The organism is Thermogemmatispora sp. (genome assembly GCF_042408735.1).
Classification (GTDB): domain Bacteria; phylum Chloroflexota; class Ktedonobacteria; order Ktedonobacterales; family Ktedonobacteraceae; genus Thermogemmatispora.
Genome location: NZ_JBHOQV010000047.1, coordinates 21,869 through 43,231, shown reverse-complemented (window position 1 = coordinate 43,231; position 21,363 = coordinate 21,869). Strand labels below are relative to the sequence as shown.

The following is a 21,363-nucleotide window of genomic DNA, read 5'->3' as shown; positions in this document are numbered from 1 at the left end:
GCATGTACCGATTACGGCTACATGTGATCCTGCACCAGAGAAGGTTGAGTGCCCAATGGCTGGCACAGCGCACTTCATTGCCAGAGGCAACAATTAGCCGTATGCTAAAAGATCCTTTCTACATGCCTCCAGCCTCAACGCTGGTGCGCATTGCACGAGCTTTGCACATTCCAGCCGAGGAGCTTCTTGAGGAACTCCCCGATCGCTAGCCCAGTGACTCTCCACAGCACTAGAAGCACCAAGGCGTGCCCGCCCGGCATCCTGGCGATGTCGGGCGGGCGCGTCCTCTTGCTGGGAGGGAGAGCGGGCCGGTGCGGCGGCGGTCCCTCTCGGCGGGGAGCGGACGGCGGTTGCCGTTCTGGGGAGGGCGCTCAGCGGGCCGCGGCGGCCAGGGCATTGACGGCCAGCACCAGGCCAATCAGGCGCTCAATCTGCGGCTCCAGTTGGTCCGCCGCTTGCGCGCTCAGCGCCCCATAATCGCGCAGGCGAGCCGGGCGCAGATCCTCCAGATCGCTCCAGAGCAAGCCGAACTCCGCCAGCGCCACCGTGCGCAGGCTCTCCTCCTTCTCCGGCAGCCGATAGGCCTGGGCCAGGCGGGCCACCTCTGCGCGCAGCTCCTCCAGGCGAGCCAGCAGCGCGGCCCGCTGCTCGGGCGTAAAGGGATCGACCATGCGCGTCAGGGTCAGCGGCGGCCTCTCCCTGGCTCGCAGGCGCTCCTCCAGGCGCCAGGCCGCCAGCTCCAGGCGGCGCAGGGCTGTCATCAGAGCCAGCCGCTGCCCCGGCGAGAGGGCGGGCGGCGCCTCCTCTTCCGGCTCTGGCCGCTCAAAGGGTGGCTCCCTCATCGGACACCTCCTTCCTCCTCGGTCAGCCCGCCCCCCTTGAGCCGGGCGCGCATGCCCGGAGCCAGGCGCAGCAGCGTGCGCAGACGCACAAAGAGCGGCAGCACCAGAGCCAGGGCCGGCCCGGCAAAGGGCAGGTCATAGCGTATCAACCCTTCCGGCGTGCGCGGCTCGAAGAGCGTCAGTCCCGAGCCGAGCAAGGAATAGCGCAGCTCCAGCGACGAGAGCGACCAGGGGGCCAGGCAGCGCACGAGCACCGGCCCCGGCGCTCTTCCGGGAACCGCGCGCCCCTCGGGAGCCTCCAGCACCAGCAGCCCGCTGCGCGTCAGGGCCAGCCAGCGGGGAGGGCTGCCGTAGCCGTCCAGAGCCGGCAGTTCCAGGCTGAGCAGCACCTCCTTATCGTCCAGGCCCTGAGCGGCCAGCCACTCCATCAGAGCCGTCTCAAAGCGCCGCCTCAGGGCCTCCGGCAGTTGGCCCCCCAGATCGGCCAGCTCCTCCCGCTGGCCTGGCCCCGGCTCCCAGGGCGTCAGTGTCGGCCAGACCCGCAGGCGTCCCTCCCGCTCGCGCTCCTCCGGCGGCAGCGGCAGAAAGGCCCGCACCAGGGCGCTCAGGCCCTGCAGGGCCTCCTCGGCCTCGGGCCAGGCCGGGAACTCGAAGCCCAGCCGCTCCTGGCCGCCGGTCGCCGCCACCTGCAGCACCGCTCGCAGCAGGGCCGGCGGCTCCCCGCGCATAGCGCGTCGGCCATCCGGCGCCGGCCCCTCGCGCTCGATCAGGCAGGCCCGCAGCCGTTCGACCGGCAACGTGCGCGCCACGTAGCCTCCCTCGCTAAAGCTACTGCCCTGAGCAAAGTAGGCTTGCAGCCAGAGCACCTGGCGATCGCTGACCAGGAGCAGCCCCTCCGGCAGATAGCGCTCCTGGCGACGCAGCAGGCCCTGACCCAGGCGCAGACGCAGGCGCGGGCGCTCGACAAAGGCCAGCACCTGCTCATCCTCATCGAGCAGGTGTCGCAGGACCGGCTGAAAGCGCGGCGCCACAAAGCGCAGCAAGCGGGCCGGCTCGGCGAAGGGCAGCGAGGCATCGGCCCGCAGCAGCAGGCCCCCGGCGCGCAGCGTCCTCTGCAGCTCAGCCAGGCTGGCGGCGGTCCGCCAGGTCAGCGGAGCCTCCTGGTCGCTGCGCGCCTGAGCCTGCAGCGTCCCGCTGGGCCGGGCCACCTGACGAGCACGCCGGGCCTGGCGGACGGCGGCACGCAGAGAGCGCAGAGCCTGAGCCGCCTCCTCTGCCGTCAGCCAGCGCAGCGCCGGCGCGCCCGCCGACGACGAAGCCGCCGAGGTTGAGCGCTCGCGGACAAAAAAGTCCTCGACCTGACGCCGCCAGGCCGGCTCAGCCAGGCGTCTCAGTGGCGACGGCTCCTCCCCCGCCTCTCCCTCGCCGTCGGCCAGGCATCCCAGCCAGAGCCAGTCGGACGGCTCGCGGGCCGGCACCATCTGAAGAGCCGCCACCAGGCGCACACGCAGCCACGTCTCGGGGGGCGCGCTCTGCGGCAGCAGGAGCAAAAGACGAAGCTGCAGGCCCTCCTCCGGCCTGCAGACGGCCAGATCCGCTGGCAGCTCTGGATGGGAGGGAGCCAGCCCGCACACCCAGAGGCGGCCCTCCTGCCAGCGATAGCGCAGGCAGTCCCTCTGAGGCAGCGTCACGCAGGCCGTCAGCAGCGGCCCAGGCTCGCGGGGCCGCTCGTCGGTCAGCCGGCCCTGTCCTCTAGCCTTCTCAGCCTCATGATCCGGCGATGGCAACGACATAGCGCGGTCATCCTCCCCTCTGGACCGCTGGCCTGCCGGAGCCTGCGCCCTTCTCTGGCCTGCTGGCCGTTTTACGGGCGCGCGGTCAGCAGGTCAGCAGGTCAGGCAGGCAGCGACCCTTCCGTCTGGTCTGGTCGCTGGGGGATGGAGAGCGAGGCCAGGAAAAAAATGGCTTCTACACACCATCCCCCAGAGAGCGAGATAGTGAGTAGAAGCCATCAGCCGAGAGCGGCGTTATGCGGGCCTCATCGCAGCGGCCAGCGAACGGCTCCGACCCGCCGGCAGCAGGGACGGGGCCATTCGCCAACAGCACCAGCGTAGACAGTATAGTTCACAGCGCGCAGTCCCGTCAAGGGCGGCCCTGAGTGAGACAGAGAGGTCCGGCCCTCACTCCTGGCCGTGGGCCGCCTGGCGCAGGCTGAGCAGGAGCCGGGCCGCCTCGGCCGCCGTCAGCCAGCGCAGAGGCGGAGCCGGCAGCCCCGAGGCAGACAGCAGCCAGTCCCCAAAGAAGCCCTCCAGGGGCCGGCCCCAGCCAGGGGCCGTCTCCCCCGTTGTCAGCGGCTCCAGCGGAGGCCCCGCCTCACCCTCAGCCTCAGCCGCCTGCACAAACAACCAGCGCGCGCAGGGAAGAGCGGTGGCCTCCGCCTGCAAAGCCCCCAGCAGGCGGAGCACCACCTGACGGGTCCCCGGCCGCCCCGTCGGCAATTGCTCAGGCATCAGCACCAGGGACGGCAAGCGCTGCCCCCGCGCGAGCGGGCCAGAGCCTGGCTCCAGCCAGGCCAGGCGCCAGCCGTAGCCAGCCAGCGGCGAGGCCGGCAGGGTGGGCAGTCCTGGGGCGGCAGCTCCCTCGGCGCCTGCTGGTCGCCGCTCGGGTCTGTCGCCCCGTCCCTCAGGCGTATCAAAAGCTCTCTCCATCGCTTGCATCGGCCTCCTTTGTCAGTCCGCTCTGGCCAGAGCCGCCAGCCCAGGACAGGACCGAGGCGCTCGCCGGTCCCCCAAAGATGAACCGGTCTCCGGCAGCCGGAGCCATCAGGCTCCTGGCCGCGACTGGCGCCGGGCCAGCAGGCCCATCGCCAGGCCCATCAGCAAACCCAACACGCCCAAGCGCCAATCCAGCGCTGATGCCCCCCCATGCGCCATCACCAACAGGCCGCTGCCCACGTAGACGAGCACGGCCACCACCAGCAAAGCCAGGCCCAGACCGAGCACCACCGGCAGCAGCCGGCGCCCCACCTGGGGCGGGCGTCGCTCAGCCACGCGCATCGCTCCTTTCCGCCCTGCTCGCTTCCCGAGAGAGGCGAGCAGGTCCACCAGAGACCCCCAGAAAGAGAGGTCCCTCTCCTTCATGCCCTTCTTTATCCATCGCGCTTATTATACAAGCTATCCAGGCGGGTAGCCAGAGCGGAGCGGGGCGCCTTCCGGGCACGGCGGGAGAGAGCGCCCGAAGCTGGAAGAGCGCCTCCGAACTTTGATATACTGGGGAAGGCAGAAAGCCCCATCCAGCCCCAACGCAGCAGCGAGCGAAACCAGGAAGGAAGGCCGCCGCAAGCCGAGGGGGGAGCAACGCCATCGTGGTTATTGGGAGCATCCTGGGCCGGCAGCGGGGCCAGGACTGACGAGCGGGCCGTCTCCCTGCGGGCCTGGGGGAGGAGAGGACACCTTGCACTGCGGCGAATCAGCAAGAGCGAAACCAGCCACCCAGACAGCCAGCGAGATCATCTGGAGAGCGGAGCAAGAGGACTACGTCCTGCGTCGTGGGCCACAGGCCCCACCGGAGCCAGTACCGCGGCAGGCGCAGGAATGGCGGGCCTGGCTAGAGCAACAGAGCGCCCTCACCTTCAAAGGGCGCCTGGGACGCCTCAGCCTGCGTCGCGAGACCCGCAAAGGGCGCCCCATCTACTGGTACGCCTTCCGCCACTGTCTTCATCGCACCTTCAAGCAGTACATCGGCAAAACCGAGGTTCTGACCCTGGAGCGTCTCGAAGAAGTAGCCGCCGAGCTAGAGCACAGCTGTCGCCACCTGCACGAGCGCATGCGAGCGCGCCACGGCTCGCCCTTCCATCAGGCAGCGGAGCCGTTGCTGCTCGCCAGGCTCAGGCCACCGCAGCCAGCCAGCGATCTCATCGCGCGCGAGCCACAGCTCTCCCTTCTCGAACGCGGGCGTGAGCGGCGGCTCATCCTGCTCTGTGCCCCGGCGGGCAGCGGCAAAACCACCCTCGTACTGCAGTGGCTGGCCCACCTCCGGAAGAGCGAGAGCGGCGCCCCACCCGTAGCCTGGCTCACCCTTGAGGCCGGCGACAACGAGCCAGCGCGCTTCTGGCGCTACCTGGTCGCCGCCTGCGCCCCCTGGCTCCCGGCCGAAGAGAGCCAGCGCCTGGCCACCGTCGAAGGCAGCGTCCTGGCCAGCGGCCTGGCCGCTCTGCCCTCGGTCGCCGTCAGCGTTAGCGAGCCGCCGGCCAGCCTGCTCGCCCCGCTGCTCAACCTGCTCAACGAAGGCGGTGCCCGCGGCCTCCTCATCCTGGACAACTACCACCTCATCAGCAACGAAGCCATTCACCAGATCGTGGCCCTGCTCATCAGCCACCTGCCCGCCGGCCTCTGCCTCGTCCTGCTCACGCGCGAAGAGCCGCCGCTGCCCCTGGCCGGCCTGCGAGCCGCCGGAGAGCTACTTGAGCTGCGCGGCCCAGAACTCCGCTTCACCCAGGCCGAAAGCGCCGCCTTCCTGCAACCCTACGGCCTGGCCCCCGCGCAGCTTGAGCAGATCGAGCGGCTCATTGCCGGCTGGCCCGCCGGACTGCGCCTGCTCTCCCTCCTGCTCGAGCGGGAACGCCTGGCCAACGAGCGAGACGGCAGGCCGCTGACCCCCGCCGTCCTGGAGCGCCTCCTGAAGGACTTCCGTGGCAGCCAGCATCTCCTCTTCGACTACTTCAGCAGCGAAGTCCTGCAAGGGCTGCCGCCGCACCTGCAAGACTTCCTCCTGCGCACCTGCTGGCTGCCGAACCTGCAGCCCGACCTCTGCCGAGCCGTCAGCGATCGCCGGGAAAGCGCCCAGCTCCTGGCCGAGCTGGAGCGCAGCAACCTCTTCATCGAGCGGCTGGAAGAGGCCGGCCAGACCTATCGCTACTACCCCCTCTTCGCCGAAGCCCTGCAGCACGAAGCGCGCCAGCGCCTCTCGCCCGGCGAGCTGCGCCTCATCGCCTACCGGGCCAGCCGCTGGTACGAAGAACACAACCAGCTCAGCCAGGCCATCGAACTGGCCCTCCAGGCCGGCCTCAGCGAGCGGGCAGCGGATCTCATCGAGAGGCAGAGCATCCCCCTGCGCCTGCGAGACGAAGGCCAGTCCCTGGCCCGCCTGCGGAGCTGGCTGGCGGCCCTGCCCAGGCCAGTCATCTGGGGCCGGCCCCAGCTCTGCCTGCTCAGCGTCCTGACCGTCCTCGACGCCCTGCGCGACGAGCGTCAGGCAGCCGGGCGCGAGCCTCGACTGACGCCCGCCGAGGAGGCCCAGATCAACGAGCTACTCCGGCGTGCCGAAGCGCAATGGCGGAGGAGCGACGATCGGGCCGGCCTGGGCCGACTCTACGCCTGTCGGGTTCTCGTCCTGGAGCACCTGCCGGCCGCCGGGGGCCGGGCCAGCCAGCAGGCCCAAGAGAGCGCCTCCTACGCCCGCGCCGCCCTGGAGCAGCTCGCCCCCGAAGAGAGCGACTGGCGTCTTCTCTGCCTCGGCCACCTCTTCGGTCAGGCCCTGCAGCAGGGCGACCTTTACGAAGCCGAGCGCCTCACCCGCCAGATGGAGAACCTCCTGCCGCCCGGCAAGAGCCACCAGAGCGCCGCGGACGAATGGATCGGCAACCTCAGCGGCCTGCGGGCCTTCATCCTCAACCTGCGCGGCCAGCTCCAGGAAGCCGCCCACCTCTACCGACAGCTCACCACCCTCAACGGGCCGCAGCACCCCCTCACCCTGCTCTCCATTCTCAGCCAGGCCCAGATCCTCTACGACTGGAACAACCTGTCCGGAGCCGAAGAGCAGCTCGCCCTGCTCGAAGAGCGCCTCAACCGCCTCCTGGCCGAAGGAGAAGGCGACGAGCGCCGAACCGCCCTGGCCTCGCTGCTGGGACTACCCGTCGCCCAACTGCGGGCCCTCATCCGCCAGGCGCGCGGCCAGCTCGACGAAGCCTGCGCCAGCCTGCGCGGCCTGCTCCTCCAAGCCTACCGGAACCTCTCCCTGACGGAGATCAACCACTACCTGCTCTGCGACCTGCTCGTCTGGCTGGCGCGCCTGGAGCTGGCCCGCGGCAACCCCGAGGGCGCCCGTGACAGCCTCTATGACCTGGGGCGGCTGCTCGGGCTGATCGGCAGCGACCACCGCGAAGAACGCGAGCCAGTCAGCGAACTGGTCGTCAGCGAGGGCCAGCCCCGCCTGGCCGCCCGGTCCACCCCCGACAGCAGCGCCCTCCCGCCTTCATCAGAGGAAGGGACCGACGGCCCGCCAGTCCCCGAGCACCAGGTGGAGGCCGAGGCCGAGCGGCTGGTGCCCACCCGTCAGGCGCCCAGCGGCCTCATCCTCGAGCAATACCAACTGCTCAGCGCCCGGCTCCTGCTCGCCAACGGCCAGGCCCGTCAGGCCAGCCTGCTGCTAGAAGCCGTCCAGGAGCGCGCCCAGCGCTACGGGCGAGGGCGCAGCCTGCTACAGGCCCGCCTGCTGCTCGCGCGGGCCTACGCCCAGCAGCGCGACCCCGTCCTGGCCAGCGCCTACCTCTGCCGCGCCCTCGAGCAGGCCCACATCGAAGGACACCGCCGCCTCATCCTCGACGAAGGCGAGCCCCTGGCCGCCCTCCTGCGCGAACTTCTCCCGCGCCTGCGCGGCCAGTTGCTGCGGGCCTATGCCGAGGGACTCCTGCAGGACTTCGCCGCCACCCGCAGCCAGCAGCCTCCCATCATCACCACTGTCGAAGCCGCCCCGCCCGAACCCTTCTCCGCCCAGGAACTGCGCGTCCTGCGCCTGCTGGCTTCCGGCTGCACCAACGCCGAGATCGCTCGCGAACTCGTCGTCTCCATCAACACGGTGCGCACCCACCTCCAGCACATCTACCAAAAGCTCAACGTCCACAGCCGTCACCGGGCCATCACCGCCGCCCGCCGCTACGGCCTGCTCTAACAGAACCCAGCCGGGCCGCGCCCGCCCGCCCGCAAATCACCCCGGCCATCATCCAGAAGGATGACGCCCCACCTTCGGGCCGGCGCTACACTAACAACGTCAGCGCCAGGGCAGAGCACCTGCCAGGGCCAGGCCGGGCGGAACTGTGGGCCGGCCTGGCCCTGGCCCCACAAGCCACAACGGCGACAGCGCGGGCTGGTCTGAGCCGGAGCGAGCCGCCGCTCCCCGGGAAGGGGGAAGCGGCCCGCCGGGATCGCCAGGAGAGAGGAGAAGAGAGAAGAGGAGAGAAGGAGAACAGGTGGAGTTGAACGGAAGGAAGGGGGCAGAGGAGAGGCGGAGGAGGAGAGGCGGCGGGCGACAAAGGTCAGGTAGGAGGGCGGCAGGCCAGGCCAGGCCAGGCCAGCGTGGAGGCCGCGCCCGAGCGCATCCTTGCCCGTGTGAAGCCAGGGAACGTCATTCCAGCCATGAAAGAAGGCAAAAGATCGATGCAGACCATCACCACCAGCGAGAGCCAGCCTGGCCAGGAGAGAGAGGCCACGGCGGAGGCCGTCATCCAGGTTGAGGACCTGGTCAAGCGTTACAAGAAGGCCGAGCGCAACGCCGTCGACGGCGTCAGCTTCAGCGTTCCTGCCGGCAGCCTCTTCGCCCTGCTGGGGCCAAACGGGGCCGGCAAAACGACCGTCATCTCCATTCTGACCACCACGCTCAGTCCGAGCGCGGGCCGCGTGCGCATCGCCGGCTACGACCTGGAGAAGCAGGCCCACCAGATCCGGCGCCAGATCGGCATCGTCTTCCAGAAGCCCAGCCTGGACGAGAACCTGACCGCCGAAGAGAACGTTCGCCTGCACGCCTCTCTGTACGGCGTCTACCCCTATCGTCCGGCCTTCCGCCTCATGCCCGCCGCCTACCGGCAGCAGGTCGAGGCCCTGGCCGAGCTGCTCGACATCAGCGAGAGCCTCTTTCGGCCCGTCAAAACCTTCTCCGGCGGCATGAAGCGCAAGCTAGAGATCCTGCGCGGCCTGCTGCACCGGCCCGCCGTGCTCTTCCTCGACGAGCCGACGACCGGGCTTGATCCCGAGAGCCGTCATAGCCTGTGGGACTATCTGCGGCGCGTGCGCGCCACCGGGCGCACGACCATCTTTTTGACCACCCATTACCTCGAAGAAGTCGAAGAGGCCGATGCCGTTTGCATCATGAGCCGTGGCAAGATCGTGGCCTCCGGCACGCCGGCCCAGCTCAAGACCGCCCTTACCAGGGCCAGCCTGTTGCTGGATGCTCCCGATCGCCCCCGCCTGCGCCAGGAGCTGCAGCAGCTCGGGCTGCCTTTCCAGGAGGGGGCCGTCTTCGAGCTGCCCATCGCCGGCCCCGCCGTCCAGCGCCTCCTGCAGCGCCTGGAGACCCCGCTCAGCCTGGTGCAGACGCGCACTCCCAGTCTGGAAGAAGCCTATCTGGAAATCATCGGCCGGCAGACCCTGGAAAGTGAGGAGGAATAGCAAGCATGTCAGTACAATCTCATCCGTCGTCCCTGCCCAACACGGCCTCTGCCGCTGAGGCCAGCCGCCGCGACGAGCTGCTGCGCCTCATCCTGGAGCCGAAGCAGACGCAGCGCCCTCTCAATGCCACCTGGAACGCCATCGTGACGATCGTCGCGCGCGAGATCATGCGCTCCCTGCGCGATAAGGCCCTGATCATCTTCTCGGTCATCGTGCCCTTCCTGCTGATTGCCGGCCTCGAGGGGCCGCTGCAGAGCAACTTCGGCCAGGCCGCCGGCTACAGCCTGACGGGCTTCGCCGCCACCGGCATGCTGGCCATGACCCTCTATCAGTACACCCTGCAGGGCATCCTCTCGCTGGTCGAGGATCGCGAGAACGACTTTACCCAGGAGCTGCTGATCGCCCCCGTCTCGCGCTACGCCCTGATCTTCGGCAAGATCCTGGGGGCCTCCCTGGTCGCCCTGGTCCAGGGCCTGCTGGTCCTGCTCCTCGGCGTCTTCTTCTTCGACTTCCCGCTCTCGCCCCTGGGTCTGCTCTTCCTGCTGCCGGTGGCCCTGCTGATCTGCTTCTCCGGTGGCGCCCTCGGCGTCCTGCTCATCTCGCTCTTCAGCAGCCAGCGCAGCGCCAACCAGGTCATTCCCATGCTGGTCTTCCCGCAGTTCTTCCTGGCCGGGTCCTTCGCCCCCATGCGCAACCTGCCCTGGTATCTCGATCTGCTCTCCAAGATCACGCCGATGCGCTACGCCGTCGACCTGCTGCGCAACGTCGTCTACAGCGGCCAACCCGAGTACGGGCAGGTGGTTCTCGAGGCCCCCTGGATCAACCTGGCCATCGTCTGCGCTCTGACGCTGGCCTGCCTGATCGCGGGCACGCTGCTCTTCGTGCGCAGCGAGCGCGAGCGCTAGCGCCCGGGGGTCCGCCTCCTTCCCACAGCGCCCAGCCGCCCGCCTTGCTCCGGCGAGCCTACCCTGGCTGGCCGCCAGCTATGTGGCCGCTGGCCCAGGTCAGACGGAGAAGGAGAGGCCGGCAGCCGGACGAACGGGGACCGGCGGACAGGTGGCAGGCAGGCAGACAGCCAGACAGGCGCGCGGAGAGCGCAAGCAGACAAGCCAGCAGCCAGACAGGCGCTGATTGGCAAGTAAGCAGACCGGCCGGCCGGCCGACCGGCTGGTGCGCTCCCCGCAGTCCGGTTCCGTTAGCCCGCCAGGCGCGCTCAGGTGGCCGAAGCGGGACGCGAGCCGCGCACGGCCCAGGCGCGGGCGGTGAGAGTAATCGAGCCATCGGCGGCGCTGGGCAGGGTCGCCCGCAGGCGTTCGCGCAGGGCGGCTCGCCGCTCCGCCGGCAGGGACATGGCGTAGCCCGGGGCTGGCCCCTGGCCCCCAAGGAAGGGCGACCAGTAGTCCTCGAAATCGCGGAAGCGCGTCTCGATCTCGATCGGGCGCAGGGTCACCGCTTCCAGGCCGGCAGAGGCAAAGAGCCGCTCCAGCGGCTGCGGCTGACAGAGCGGAAAGCGTCGTCCCTCATCGAGGTTCGCCGCCTCGGGATCAAGGGCCGTCGCCGCATCCCAGAAAGCGCGCATCAGCCCCATGCCCTGGGCATAGTCCCAGACGTAGAGGGCGACCGTTCCCCCGGGCACCACGGCGCGCCGCATCTCGGCCAGCATCTGGGCCGGCTGGGAGACAAAATTGAGCACCAGCCCGCTGACCGCCAGATCATAGCTGCTGTCGGCCACCGGGAGCTGCAGGGCATCGGCCACCACGAAAGAGACACGTGGATCGGCCAGTTGGGCCCGGGCAAAGGCCACGTAATCCGCTGAGCGATCGATGCCGAGCAGGGCCGCCGGGGCCGCCAGAGCCAGCACGGCCGCCGAGAGCGCCCCGGTCCCGCAGCCCACATCGAGCCAGCGCAGGCCACGCGGCTGCCCCAGCCAGCCCACGAACTCCTGCGCGACCAGACGGCTCCAGCGCCCGACATACGGCTCGTAGGCCGTCGCCGCGCTCCAGCGCTCTTCGGGACCTCTTCCCTGCGGGTGCTGCTGCATCACAAGCACACTCCTTTCTGGTCTGGTCTGGCTGAAGCCGGACCGGTCCCGGCCCGCCATCACTACAAGATGAGCACGGACCGCGCGCGCCGGAGGCAGACAGCGAGCGATGGCCGGCGCCACCGATCTGCCTGGAGCGCTCCGCTTCGCTGCGCTCAGCCGCTAGAGGAGGGAGGACGGGCAGCTCTCAAGCCGCTCAGTAAACAGATAGACGTCGATCGTTAGCCTGTTCTGATCCTGGCCCAGGGTATAGAGAGGATCGTAGAAGGAGGTACAGGTAAAGGCAAAGTGCTCCCGGCTGCCCATCTCGGCGAGCAGGCTCATGGCCTTGCGCGAGACATCGAGCGCGGCCCCGATGGCGTCCACGCTCGGGGCGCCATCGTAGACAATGACCAGGCCCGCCGTGCGCCCAACCAGGAAGGACTGCCCTCGCACCTGCTGCTTGAAGGCCGCCACGGCCCCAGCATCGTTGCTCAGCAGACCGTTGGCATCGACCGTCACCGTAAAGCGGTGATGGTGCAGCTCAAGGCGCGGCAGAACTGTCGGCGTCGGCGTCGCTCTCAGGACCGTCGGCGTCGGCGTCGGCGTCATCGGTGGCGGCACCCTGGCGTAGCTGTTGGCGGCCAGAAAGATCACGGCCAGGCCAAGCAGCAGATCGGCGAAGAGCCAGCCGGCCAGCAAGGTACTCTCACGCACGCGGGGAGGACGAGGAAAGCTGGACATTGTCGGATGCTCCTTCTGGCGTTGCCTTGCTTTGCTACCCTCTGCGTCGCTCGTCGGCAGCCCTCTCCCTCTCTCGCAGGCAGCTTCCGCCTCAGCCCAGGGGCCTGCCCGCCACAGAGAGAGAGGACGAGCCACCGGCTCGCTCAGATCAGCCCGTCGCCGCCCTCATGGCGCGGCTTCAAGGAGGGAGCCAGGCTCCGAAAGGCACTGGCCACGTCGCTGATCAGAGTCGCCGCCCGGCTTAGCTCCTCAGCCCCCTGACGCAGGGTCTGCACGGCCTCGCTCAGGCTGCCGGGCGCGCCCGGCGCGGGCAGGCGCCCATCCTGCAGCGCCGCCGCCTGCAGACGCAGGGTATCCTGCATATCGACGGCAATCGAGCGCAGATAGAGGGACCCCTGGCCCAGAACATCGATGGCGTCGTGCAGGTTGGTCAGCGCCTCGCCCAGACGGAGCGCCATGCTCTCCTGGGCCTGACGCTCCTGGGAAAGCTGGCCCAGGAAGCTCTGCCAGTCCCTGGCGGTCTCGTCCAGATGCCTCCCCAGGGCGGTCAGTTGTCCTACCGCCAGATCGAGCGTATCGATGCTGTTCATCAAACGCTGCCAGCCCTGGGAGAGCGGCGCCAGAGCAGCGATGGCCTGCCCCAGGCGATCGTTGGCATCGACCATCTCTTCGAGCAGGCGCTCATGGCGCTTCTCCAGACGCTGCAAAGGCTCGCCGACCTGCTGCAGGCCCTGGGCCACCGCCCGGCTGGCCTCCTGCAGCATGGTGGCCGCCCCTCGCAGCTCGTCAGCCAGGCGCCCGCTCCCATCGAGCAGCTCCGCCAGGCGCTCAAGTAGCTGCCGCCCAAGAGCGAACTGCTGCCCAAAACGCTCGTTGATAGTCTCGACGGAGCGCAGCAACTCTTCCGCTACCGTCTTGAGGCGCTCGCTCGCCTCCGTAAAGCGCCGCTCGAGACCATCGGCGACGTCGTCGAAACGCTGCCCGAGGCGCGCGGCCAGACGATCGAAGGTCGTGAGCACCTCGCTGGCCATTTGGTCAATGCGCAGGGCCACCTCGGCCAGATTCTCGCCCGGCGTCAGAGCCAGGTGCTGGCTGCGCAAGGCGAGGGCGGCCCCGCTGATCGCATGGGCCAGGCGACGCTCAAAGGCGAGCGCCTCCCATTGGCGTTGCCGCTCGCCGCGCCGCTCCAGCCAGAGCACAAGCAGCGTTAACAGAAAAACAATCAACAGAAGAGAGGCATCGATGAGACCAACGCTGCTCAGGCTCCAGACAGAAGCCAGACGCCCATCAAAGCCTTGTTGCCAGAGATAAAGAAAGGATTGCTCAACATCGGGCGGGCAGAGGCTGCGCCTCTGCAAGCAGGTCTGCAGCAAAGCCTGATAGCTGCTGCTGGCCTGGGCAATGCCATACCAGGTGACCATGATCGGCACAAAGACCAGCACATTGCGCAGCCCCTCGAGCAAGCGCAGCAGACGCCGATCAGGTTGCCGCTGCTGACGATAGCTGCTCACGATGAGAGCAGGCGCAATGTACGCCTGCAGGTCGAGGCCGCTCCAGGTCGCCCCTGCCGCCTGCCCCGCGAGAGCGGCCTGCAGCGTGGCCAGACGCTCGGCCCCGGCCTCGTCAAAGCCTCTGACCTCGCGCTCCAGACTCGTTAACTCGTCCTGAATTTTCTGCGGATCAAGCATACATGACTCCTGATAGCAAGCAGAGAAAAAGCAGTTTGAGGATATGTGGAGATGAAGATGATCGGGATCATAAGCCTCCTCGGCAGCCTGACTTCCCTCCGCTCCGGCTGGCCCCCCTCAGAACCGTCGGCGCAGACGAGGACGCCAGGGGAAGGGCCACGGCCAGCGCCCCCAGCGCCTGGCTGGCAACCCCTCGGGTTTCAGCTCCTCGAGGGTATAGCGGGTACTGACTACATTCCCTTTTTTCTTTTTTTGCCGTTTTGAAAGCTTTAACTCGTTTGCGAGAGTTTTATAAAGCACATGATAGCGCCCGCTCTCCAGGAGGGTCCACAGACCATCCAGGGCCCGAGCGAGATCGGGAGTCTCCTTGCGCTCCATCAAAGCCCTGGCGACGGACCGCCAGTATTGAGCCAGCCTGACCAGGTCGTCGGGAAGGGCAATCCTGGGCGTGGCCAGGACCTCAAGGAGCCTGCTCGTCTCGGGCTGGCGCAGCTCTTTCAGGTCGAGAGCCTCCAGATAGCGCCGAGCCAGAACGTGGAGCTGCCTGCACTGGGCATAGGCAGGCACCGTCAGAAAGGAGGGGCCATAGCTCTTCAGCAGCCAGGCGATTTCGTCGGGCGCCAGTTGGCTAGAGACCAGCAGCATCTGCAGATCAAGGGGATCAGGTTGGCGCTCCAGCCAGGTGTTCAGCAACCGAAGCTTCTCCTCGTGCTTGAACTTCCCCTGCACGACCTGTTGATAGAAGAAGAGACCGATGCGCGTGCGCAAGAAGAAGGGGTCGCCTTTCCTGGCACACTCCCAGATCAGGTCGGCCACTGCCCTCACCGATGTCGGTGGCCAGACCAGCAGCAGCCGCTCGCGCAAGGCATCGGAAGCCTGAGAGAAGAGCAGCCTCAGCAGCTCCTCCCTGGAAGAGGAGAAAGAGTAACAGAAGAGAGTAAAGAGGCGCAGGCACAGCTCTTCCAGGGTCGGCAGGCGCGTCTGCAGGTAGAGCTGCGCATACTGCCGCAGCCCATTGGCATAGCTCTGCAGACGCTTCTGGAGATAGTCCTGCCCCACCCGCCATAGCTCTAACTCGCTTAGCTCTTTGAGCAAGGCCGAGTCGCCCAGCAGCTCTCCCAGCTCGCCTTCGGTAGGCGGAGGACTGAGCTGGCAACAGATAGTCAGCAGATCGAAAGCGGGAGCCATCGGGTTCCTGAGCAGCAGCCCCGCCAGGGCGAGAGCGTCATCGCGCTCAGCTCCGCCCTGGGCCTGGCCCAGCAGCCGCCGTAGCTGCCGCCAATCGCCTTCCCTGAACAACGACGGCATGGCAACTCCAACCGGCGTCAGGCTCGCCAGCACCCGCCGCAAGAGACGCAACAGCTCTCCACGCCAGGCTGCCGGCAGGGTCAGCGAGAGCAGCGAACGACAGGACTCCCAGTCGCGATAAGCGCTCAGCAGCCTCCCGACTACCTCACGGTAGCGCTCTGACTCTCGCCTCGCAAGCACGCGAGCCGCACAGGCCAGCACAGTAGTGCAACGGTCCGGCCTTTCCTGCAGCAGACGCTGAGCCGCCGGATCATTGAGGAGACCTGCGACCAGCTCCCCGAGAAGGCCAGGCTCCGTCTCCAGGGCCTCCAGCGTCAGCAACAGACGGACGCGAGCCGCGGTGGAGAGTTCGCCCCTCCGCCAGAGATCGCGCGCCTCGTTCTCGAAGCGCACCAGGCCCTGATCAAGTCGCCTGTCCTGGCGGCGCTGGACGGCCAGGGCCCGCAGATCAGCCAGCAACCGGTCGAGGAGCATCTCGCCCTGCTGGCTCTCGCAGAGCAACTGCAAAAGCTGGCGGCGCACCATGAGCTGGGACCAGTCGGCGGGATGATGGCGAATAATCTCGACAATCGCTTCCGGCGTCAAGACATTCTGATTATTTCTCCAGCGCTTATAGCCTTGCAAAAAGCTGTGAATATCGCTGTAGGTACCCTCCAGATCACGGTGAAGCTGCTCGATGAGGCCAAGCTCACCTCCGCGGAAGGCGCCAGAGACCAGCTCGGCAAAGTCCTGCGCCTCCGGCAGCTCGCGCGGCGCCGTATGCAGGCCGGTAAAGAGATTGAAGATCCAGGCTTCGCGATGGAAACGCTCGCTCAGCCAGGTAGCCGCATGCTCGGCTCGCGCCGGGCAGGTAGCCACCAGGGCAAAGGCCCGCCGAATGGCGCGCGAGTCGCTCAAGTCGCCGCTATCCTCATAGGTACTAAAGGTCAGCCGCTGGCGCAGAGACGGCGGCAGCAGTTGCGCCAGGGCCCAGACCAGCCAGGCCGCCTGGTCAGGAGTAGCAACCAGACAGATAGGAGAAAGGCCGCTCTCGGCCTGACCTTCGCCAGCCAGGACCTCGTGGCCCCCGCGCTTGAGCTGCGAGGCCGTCTTCGCCGCCTCGTTCTGGGCCTGAAGACTGTCAGCACGCTCTTGCTGATCGAAGAAGGCCAGCAACAGCAAGGGCAGAAAGTCCAGAGCAGCGCGACGCTCACTCTCACTGAGCAGGATAAAGTCGGGTCCCTGGGGCACCACCTCGGAACTAAAGGCCGCCTGCCAGCGCCTTGCAAGGCGCCGCTTCAGCTCCTCGTAAGGAATCGGGGGCAAGGTCAGGCCGTGCCCGGGGTCGTCGCTGGTCCGCCAGAGCAGCTCATCGCGATAGCGCCAGAAGCAAATGGCCCAGTCGGCGCTAAAGGCAGGTTCCAGGCCGGCCAGCAGATGCACAAAATAATTGCCAGGCCGCCCAGCGCCGTCGCGCCCGGCATAGACCTTATGTAGCAAAATTCGCTCGCTGCCGATCTTGACGAGAGCCAGGGCCCGCGGCGCCTCCTCGAGACTGAGGCTGGACACCTTGGCATCGGCTGGCAACTGATATCTCAGATAAGGCCGCATCTGGTCCAGGCGCCCCCCACTGCTCAACCCCGGCGAGCAGGCCCGCACGCGATAGCCGGCGGCGAGCGCACTCTCCAGGCCCCGGTCAGACCAGGTATACCAGAGCTGCTCAATCTGTTGCGAACTTGCCGCTTGCTGGTTCATCGTCCGCTCCTCCATAGTTGCAGGAATGGCACAGCCTCGGGCCGCCGCTTACCCGGCCAGCCCACGAGCCGCCCACCTTCAGGGCCGAGTCAGGCGCCGATACCGCGGGGCCCCCCTCTAGGGATGGGGGAGAGACTGGGCAGCCGCCCCGTCCTGCGACCTGACAGCGCCGGCCCTGCCGATCTGAGCCGGCAGCAGGCGCAGCTCGTGCAGAACCCAGAGGAAAGGGTCGAGACAGCGCCAGGGATTAATCGCTGGAATCTCTCCCTGCGCGTTAGGGGTGTAGCCAAGGGCCGAGACCGCTGTGTAGCAGACAGGAGCAAAGAGCTGTCCCTGATAATATTCGACAGTCGAGAGAAAGCGCTCAAGGTCATGTTCGTAGAGTATCTGGCGCACTTCCTGATCGACGCCGGCCAGATCGATCAGATCGAGGCCATTGCGGTAGTCCGGGCTACGCCAGAGAAAAGGATATTGCATGCTCACCGGCCGCAGCTTCTTCAGCAAGTCGGCTTTCGAGAGGGCAATGGCCAGGGGGCGAGGAGAGCGCCCCCTCACCTGAGAAAGCGGCTGGACAATCTTGGCAAAGCTGTCGAGCGGATGCCCCGCCGAGAGGCTGTGGCCATAGCGAAAATGGGGATCGTTCGGCAGACTGGCCCGCATCTTGGGAATGGTCACCGGATCAAGCATAAAGATGATAGCGTCAGCCGTGAGGACATAGGGAGCATACTGAACCTGCCTGGTCTGAATAACGTAGTCCTCTCCCGAGGTATCGTAGATGACAAGATTGAAACGCACCGGGGGCAGATCCGGCTCCAGACGAATACCGATCTCATAAATGACCGGCTGATGGGTCGTATCGATAGCGCGCGGTGTCCCGCGCGGCACCATCCGATCGACAAAGAGCGGCTTGCTATAGTCGCGCTCGTAACGCTCGCGAGCCTCGGGCGTCAGGCAGGTCAGCTTGAAGGGCAGGCGACTGGGGAGAAAAGCCCCCTGTTCAAGCAGGCGCAGGAGCACGGCGATATAGACGCTCTTGCCCGAGCTGACATCGCCAATGATGGCAATCGTCACCTGGCGCGTGCGCTCGATATTGTAGGGCAGAGGATACTGACAAGACGGACAGAGACGCACCGCCTGCCTTCTGGTGAACTCCTCGCCCATCAGCGAGGCAGGAAAGAGGATCGAGTAGGCACGCCGCAGGCCATGCGGGGCCTCCTGCAGCGGCACAACAGTGGAAAAGGACTGCAATTCCGGTAGACTGACAATCGTGCAGGCGCCAGGGTAGAGGCGCTGGCAGCACGAAGGGCAGGTGGCGGTCCGTCCGCGATAGAGCAGCCTGGTCAGCAGCTCCCAGAGAAAGCCGACTGCCTCTCGCAGAATCTGCCGCAAGCTCATAAGATAACGCTCCCTCTCATGGAATGGGCCTGACACTGCCAGGCCAGCTCAAGCCAGTCTCAGAGTCCTCAGCCTCCTCCCTCCTCCATCTCTGCGCGCCGCTCTCTCTCCTCAAGCGAGATCCAGCTCGACTCCGGGCGCGAGAGAGGCCAGGAACAGGCGCCCCGGCCACCAGGAAAGGTCGGCGTCCGACCAATCTCGCTGATAGTGATAGCCAGCTTCCTGCTCCAGCAGCCTGCCGTTCCCGTGCTGGCGCCAGTCTTGGGGCAGCAGGGCACAGACCGCCACAAAGAGCTGAGAGCAGGCCCCTACCGGCAGTTCCAGCGAGGCCGCCCCCCGGCCAATTGGCTCGGGATGGCTGATGATCCGCCAATCAGCCAGGTGTGCCAGTTGCTCCAGACGCAGCGGTTGCGGCAGGGGCGGCAAGGCCTGCCTGTTCCAGCAAACCAGGATGTAGCGCAGCAAGGGGTCAGCGGTCCAGTGCCAGGAGACGACCAGGCTCTGGCCACCGGCAGTGGAACGCAGAGCCAGATGGAGCTGCTCCGGCTGTAGCTGCTCCGCCAGACGCCGGGCGGCCACCTGGAGCTGCAAGGAATGGCGCGCCAGCAGCTCAGGCAGGGGAACGCTCCTGGCGATCAACAAGATGCGCCGGTAATCGCAGGTCCGCCAGGCTTGCTGCAGCTCCTGCAAGAGGGCAAGCGTCTCCAGCTTCTGACGCTGGGCCTCCTGCAGCAGCGAGGGGAAGGCTTCTAGCAGGGCCGGCGTGTAGAGCGAGAGCAGCTGCTCATCGCTGGCCCCCTGCTTCAGGAGATGGAGCAGCTCCAGGCCCTGACGCGCTAGCTGCAGGCGCCACTCCTGGGCGGGGGTCAGACGCCCAAGGAGAGCCTCGGGCAGCTCATTAAAGGCCGCCAGCAGGCGTCGTGGTCCCTCCTCGGCGCTCTCTTGTTCGGCTGTTGCCAGCGCCAGCGTAAAGGCTTGCCAGCGCTTTTCCCGTTCCCACAGCTCATCGAGGCGCTGCCGCTCCTCGGGAGCAAACTGGAAAGAGGCGGCCTGGCCGTCCGCCCGCAGGCGCTTATAGAATTCCAGCAGCCGCTGATCGTCGTGGTAGACCGCCACGAACTCCTGGGCCAGCTCCAAGAGCTTACGCTCGCTGGGGCTAAGCGGCAGCTCGGCGAGTAGAGGATGGGCGGCAGCCGCGATCAGCCGCGGCTGGCGCGATTGGAGCGCTAACAGGAAACGGCTATAGATCTTCCAGCGTTCGCGCGCCAGCTCCAGGCGCGTGCGTTCCTCGGCGGTGAGCAGAAAGCCCGTGTCGGTCGAGGCTTCCTGCTCCAGTTGCTCGCCCAGACTGACGAGTTCGGCATCATCGTCGGCAGCCAGAGCTGCCCAGAAGCGGCGTGCCAGCAGCAGCCGTTCTCGCTCGTCGGGCGTCAGAGCCGGGCACTCGTCCAGCACGGGATCATCGGCCTCGGCTACGGCGCGCAGACGGCGGCTGCCCAGGGCCGCACGCAAGCGAGCCAGGACCGCCAGACGGCGCTCGGCCAGCCTTACTCGCCGGTGCTCCTCAGCGCCCATCTGCAGCTCCGCAGCCAGCGGCGAAAGCGTGATGGCCTCGTAGGCCGCTAGCAGGGCCTCATCGGCGACGGCAGGATCGTCGGCCAGGGTACAGAAGTCCGCCGCCAGCCTGCCGAGGCGCTCCTCTTCTGCAGGTAGCTCCAGGCCGGCCTGCCGCAGCTCCGTGTAGGCCCTGGCGATCGCACGCACCTCACGTGACTGGCGCGCCTTCTCCCAGGCCCGGCGCACCCGCTGACGCTGGCGCGCGGCCTGCAGCTGAGCCTGCTCCTGGGAGGAGAGGATCGCCAGCCCAGCGTACTGGCTGAGAGTGGCCGCCGCCTCAAGCAGACTCTTATCGTCCTGGCTGGCCAGCGCCTCCCGAAAGCGCCGTCCCGCCTCCAGCAGGCAGCGTTCGCTCCTGGTCAGCAGATGCGAGCCATCGAGAATGGTGTCGTAGCTGTCCAGAATGCTCGCCAGTGAGGCTCGGCCAGCGAGGGCCGCGCGAAAGCGCTCTCGGGCGGCCAGCCGCTGGCGAGCCAGCTCCACTCGCGGCAGATGGGGTTGAGCCGGGGCATAGGTTTCCAGCGGCGGCAGCCAGAGACCGGCAATCTCCTCGTCGTCGTCGCTGGCGATGGCCCTCTCCAGCTCTTTGAGAGCGTGCTGGGACTCGTAGTTGGGATCGAGCAAGCGAAACGGAAAGCGCACCTGTTCAACAGGCTGCTCACAGGCCGCCCACAGCATCCGGGCCAACTGAGCCACCAGCGGATCATGCGCTCGCAGCAGCTCCTGAAAGAGCCGCGAGTTCTGGGGATCGGCGAAATCTGCGGCGGTAAAGAGCAGGGACTCAGGAGGATTGCCGCGCTCATCGAGGCGGGCATAGCGCCCCCAGAGTTCGGGATCGCTGGCCAGGGCACTCAGGGCGGTCGTAATCACCAGGGCAGAAAAGGCATCCGTCTCTTCATTAAAGGGGCGCCGACGCATCTGGGGATGCTGGTAGTCCTCTTGCCCGGCCAGCACCGGCGGGTAACTGGACAACGGCGGGATGTAGACCCCATCGTAGTCGACCAGCACCAGTTGCCCATCATCGCGGACCAGCACGTTGCTGCCCGCCAGGTCGCCATGCGCCATGTGGGCCTCACGCATGGCCAGGATCAGCTTCTGCCAGCGCTGGCTTAGCGCTCTGAGCGCCCTCCGATCGCCCTGACGGCAATAGGCATGAACCGCCTCGCAGAGGGTGCGCCCTTCAACCCACTCCATAGCGATCAGAGGACAGACCTCCTTGCGGTCCCTCTCCTGGACCAGGATGCCTTGCTGATAGTAGGTGAAGCGAACCGTTATGGCCCCTAGAGCTGGCTGCTTCGCAAAATAGGTCGCCATGAGGCGATAGCGCTCCTCGGTGTCGGCTCCCATCTCGACATGAAAGCAGCGCAGGGCACGCATCTGCCCGCTGCGCGTCCGGAACTTATAGACAATGGCAAAGCCGCCCTCTTGCCCCCAGGGGCGCCGAATCGGGCCCCGGCGTGTTGCCAGCTCAATCATTTCGACCTGGCCCTCGCGCAGCTCAGGATCGGGAACCAGCAGGCGAGAGCGCGGAAAGAGCATCGCCTCATCAAAGTCCAGACGTCCCGGCATAGGCC

14 protein-coding genes are annotated in these 21,363 nt (G+C 67.3%); 4 read left to right on the top strand and 10 right to left on the bottom strand.

Annotation, left to right across the window (positions count from 1 at the left end; translation table 11 throughout):
• Positions 1–2 precede the first annotated feature (2 nt).
• A complete protein-coding gene (locus ACFMO7_RS02875; RefSeq protein WP_376794025.1) occupies positions 3–209 on the top strand; it encodes a helix-turn-helix domain-containing protein in 207 nt (68 codons plus the stop codon).
• A gap of 162 nt (positions 210–371) precedes the next feature.
• Here ACFMO7_RS02875 and ACFMO7_RS02870 read toward each other — a convergent pair whose 3' ends face one another.
• The 4 genes from ACFMO7_RS02870 to ACFMO7_RS02855 form a co-directional block, all read right to left on the bottom strand.
• Positions 372–842, bottom strand: coding sequence for a hypothetical protein (locus ACFMO7_RS02870; protein WP_376794024.1), 471 nt, complete (start codon positions 840–842; stop codon positions 372–374).
• Positions 839–2,635, bottom strand: coding sequence for a hypothetical protein (locus tag ACFMO7_RS02865; RefSeq protein ID WP_376794023.1), 1,797 nt, complete (start codon positions 2,633–2,635; stop codon positions 839–841). Before ACFMO7_RS02865 ends, ACFMO7_RS02870 begins: the two co-directional genes overlap by 4 nt.
• 387 nt (positions 2,636–3,022) lie before the next feature.
• Complete coding sequence (locus ACFMO7_RS02860) at positions 3,023–3,550, bottom strand: hypothetical protein (RefSeq protein WP_376794022.1); 528 nt, start codon at positions 3,548–3,550, stop codon at positions 3,023–3,025.
• Between the two features lie 114 nt (positions 3,551–3,664).
• A complete protein-coding gene (locus tag ACFMO7_RS02855) occupies positions 3,665–3,892 on the bottom strand; it encodes a hypothetical protein (protein ID WP_376794021.1) in 228 nt (75 codons plus the stop codon).
• Between the two features lie 403 nt (positions 3,893–4,295).
• On the opposite strand from ACFMO7_RS02855, the gene ACFMO7_RS02850 reads away from it, so the two are divergent.
• The 3 genes from ACFMO7_RS02850 to ACFMO7_RS02840 all read left to right on the top strand — a co-directional run bounded on the left by ACFMO7_RS02850 (position 4,296) and on the right by ACFMO7_RS02840 (position 10,188).
• On the top strand, positions 4,296–7,790 hold the full coding sequence (locus ACFMO7_RS02850; RefSeq protein ID WP_376794020.1) for a LuxR C-terminal-related transcriptional regulator: 3,495 nt from the start codon (positions 4,296–4,298) through the stop codon (positions 7,788–7,790).
• A 485-nt stretch (positions 7,791–8,275) separates the two neighbouring features.
• Positions 8,276–9,283, top strand: a complete 1,008-nt coding sequence (locus tag ACFMO7_RS02845) for an ABC transporter ATP-binding protein (RefSeq protein WP_376794019.1) — start codon at positions 8,276–8,278, stop codon at positions 9,281–9,283.
• Between the two features lie 5 nt (positions 9,284–9,288).
• A complete protein-coding gene (locus ACFMO7_RS02840) occupies positions 9,289–10,188 on the top strand; it encodes an ABC transporter permease (RefSeq protein WP_376794018.1) in 900 nt (299 codons plus the stop codon).
• A 308-nt stretch (positions 10,189–10,496) separates the two neighbouring features.
• Here the strand turns inward: ACFMO7_RS02840 and ACFMO7_RS02835 are convergent, their stop codons facing one another.
• From ACFMO7_RS02835 to ACFMO7_RS02810, 6 genes are all read right to left on the bottom strand, one after another.
• Positions 10,497–11,324, bottom strand: a complete 828-nt coding sequence (locus ACFMO7_RS02835; RefSeq protein WP_376794017.1) for a class I SAM-dependent methyltransferase — start codon at positions 11,322–11,324, stop codon at positions 10,497–10,499.
• Positions 11,325–11,486: 162 nt separating this feature from the next.
• Entirely contained in the window at positions 11,487–12,047 is a 561-nt protein-coding gene (locus tag ACFMO7_RS02830) for a hypothetical protein (protein WP_376794016.1), read from the bottom strand.
• A 143-nt stretch (positions 12,048–12,190) separates the two neighbouring features.
• Entirely contained in the window at positions 12,191–13,735 is a 1,545-nt protein-coding gene (locus ACFMO7_RS02825) for a hypothetical protein (RefSeq protein WP_376794015.1), read from the bottom strand.
• A 117-nt stretch (positions 13,736–13,852) separates the two neighbouring features.
• Positions 13,853–16,777: a hypothetical protein gene (locus tag ACFMO7_RS02820; RefSeq protein ID WP_376794014.1), complete on the bottom strand. Its 2,925-nt coding sequence runs from the start codon at positions 16,775–16,777 to the stop codon at positions 13,853–13,855.
• Between the two features lie 117 nt (positions 16,778–16,894).
• Positions 16,895–18,172 carry a hypothetical protein gene (locus ACFMO7_RS02815; RefSeq protein ID WP_376794013.1) on the bottom strand — a complete coding sequence of 426 codons (1,278 nt, stop codon included), beginning with the start codon at positions 18,170–18,172 and terminating at the stop codon, positions 16,895–16,897.
• A gap of 111 nt (positions 18,173–18,283) precedes the next feature.
• Complete coding sequence (locus tag ACFMO7_RS02810; RefSeq protein WP_376794012.1) at positions 18,284–21,358, bottom strand: hypothetical protein; 3,075 nt, start codon at positions 21,356–21,358, stop codon at positions 18,284–18,286.
• Positions 21,359–21,363: the final 5 nt, after the last annotated feature.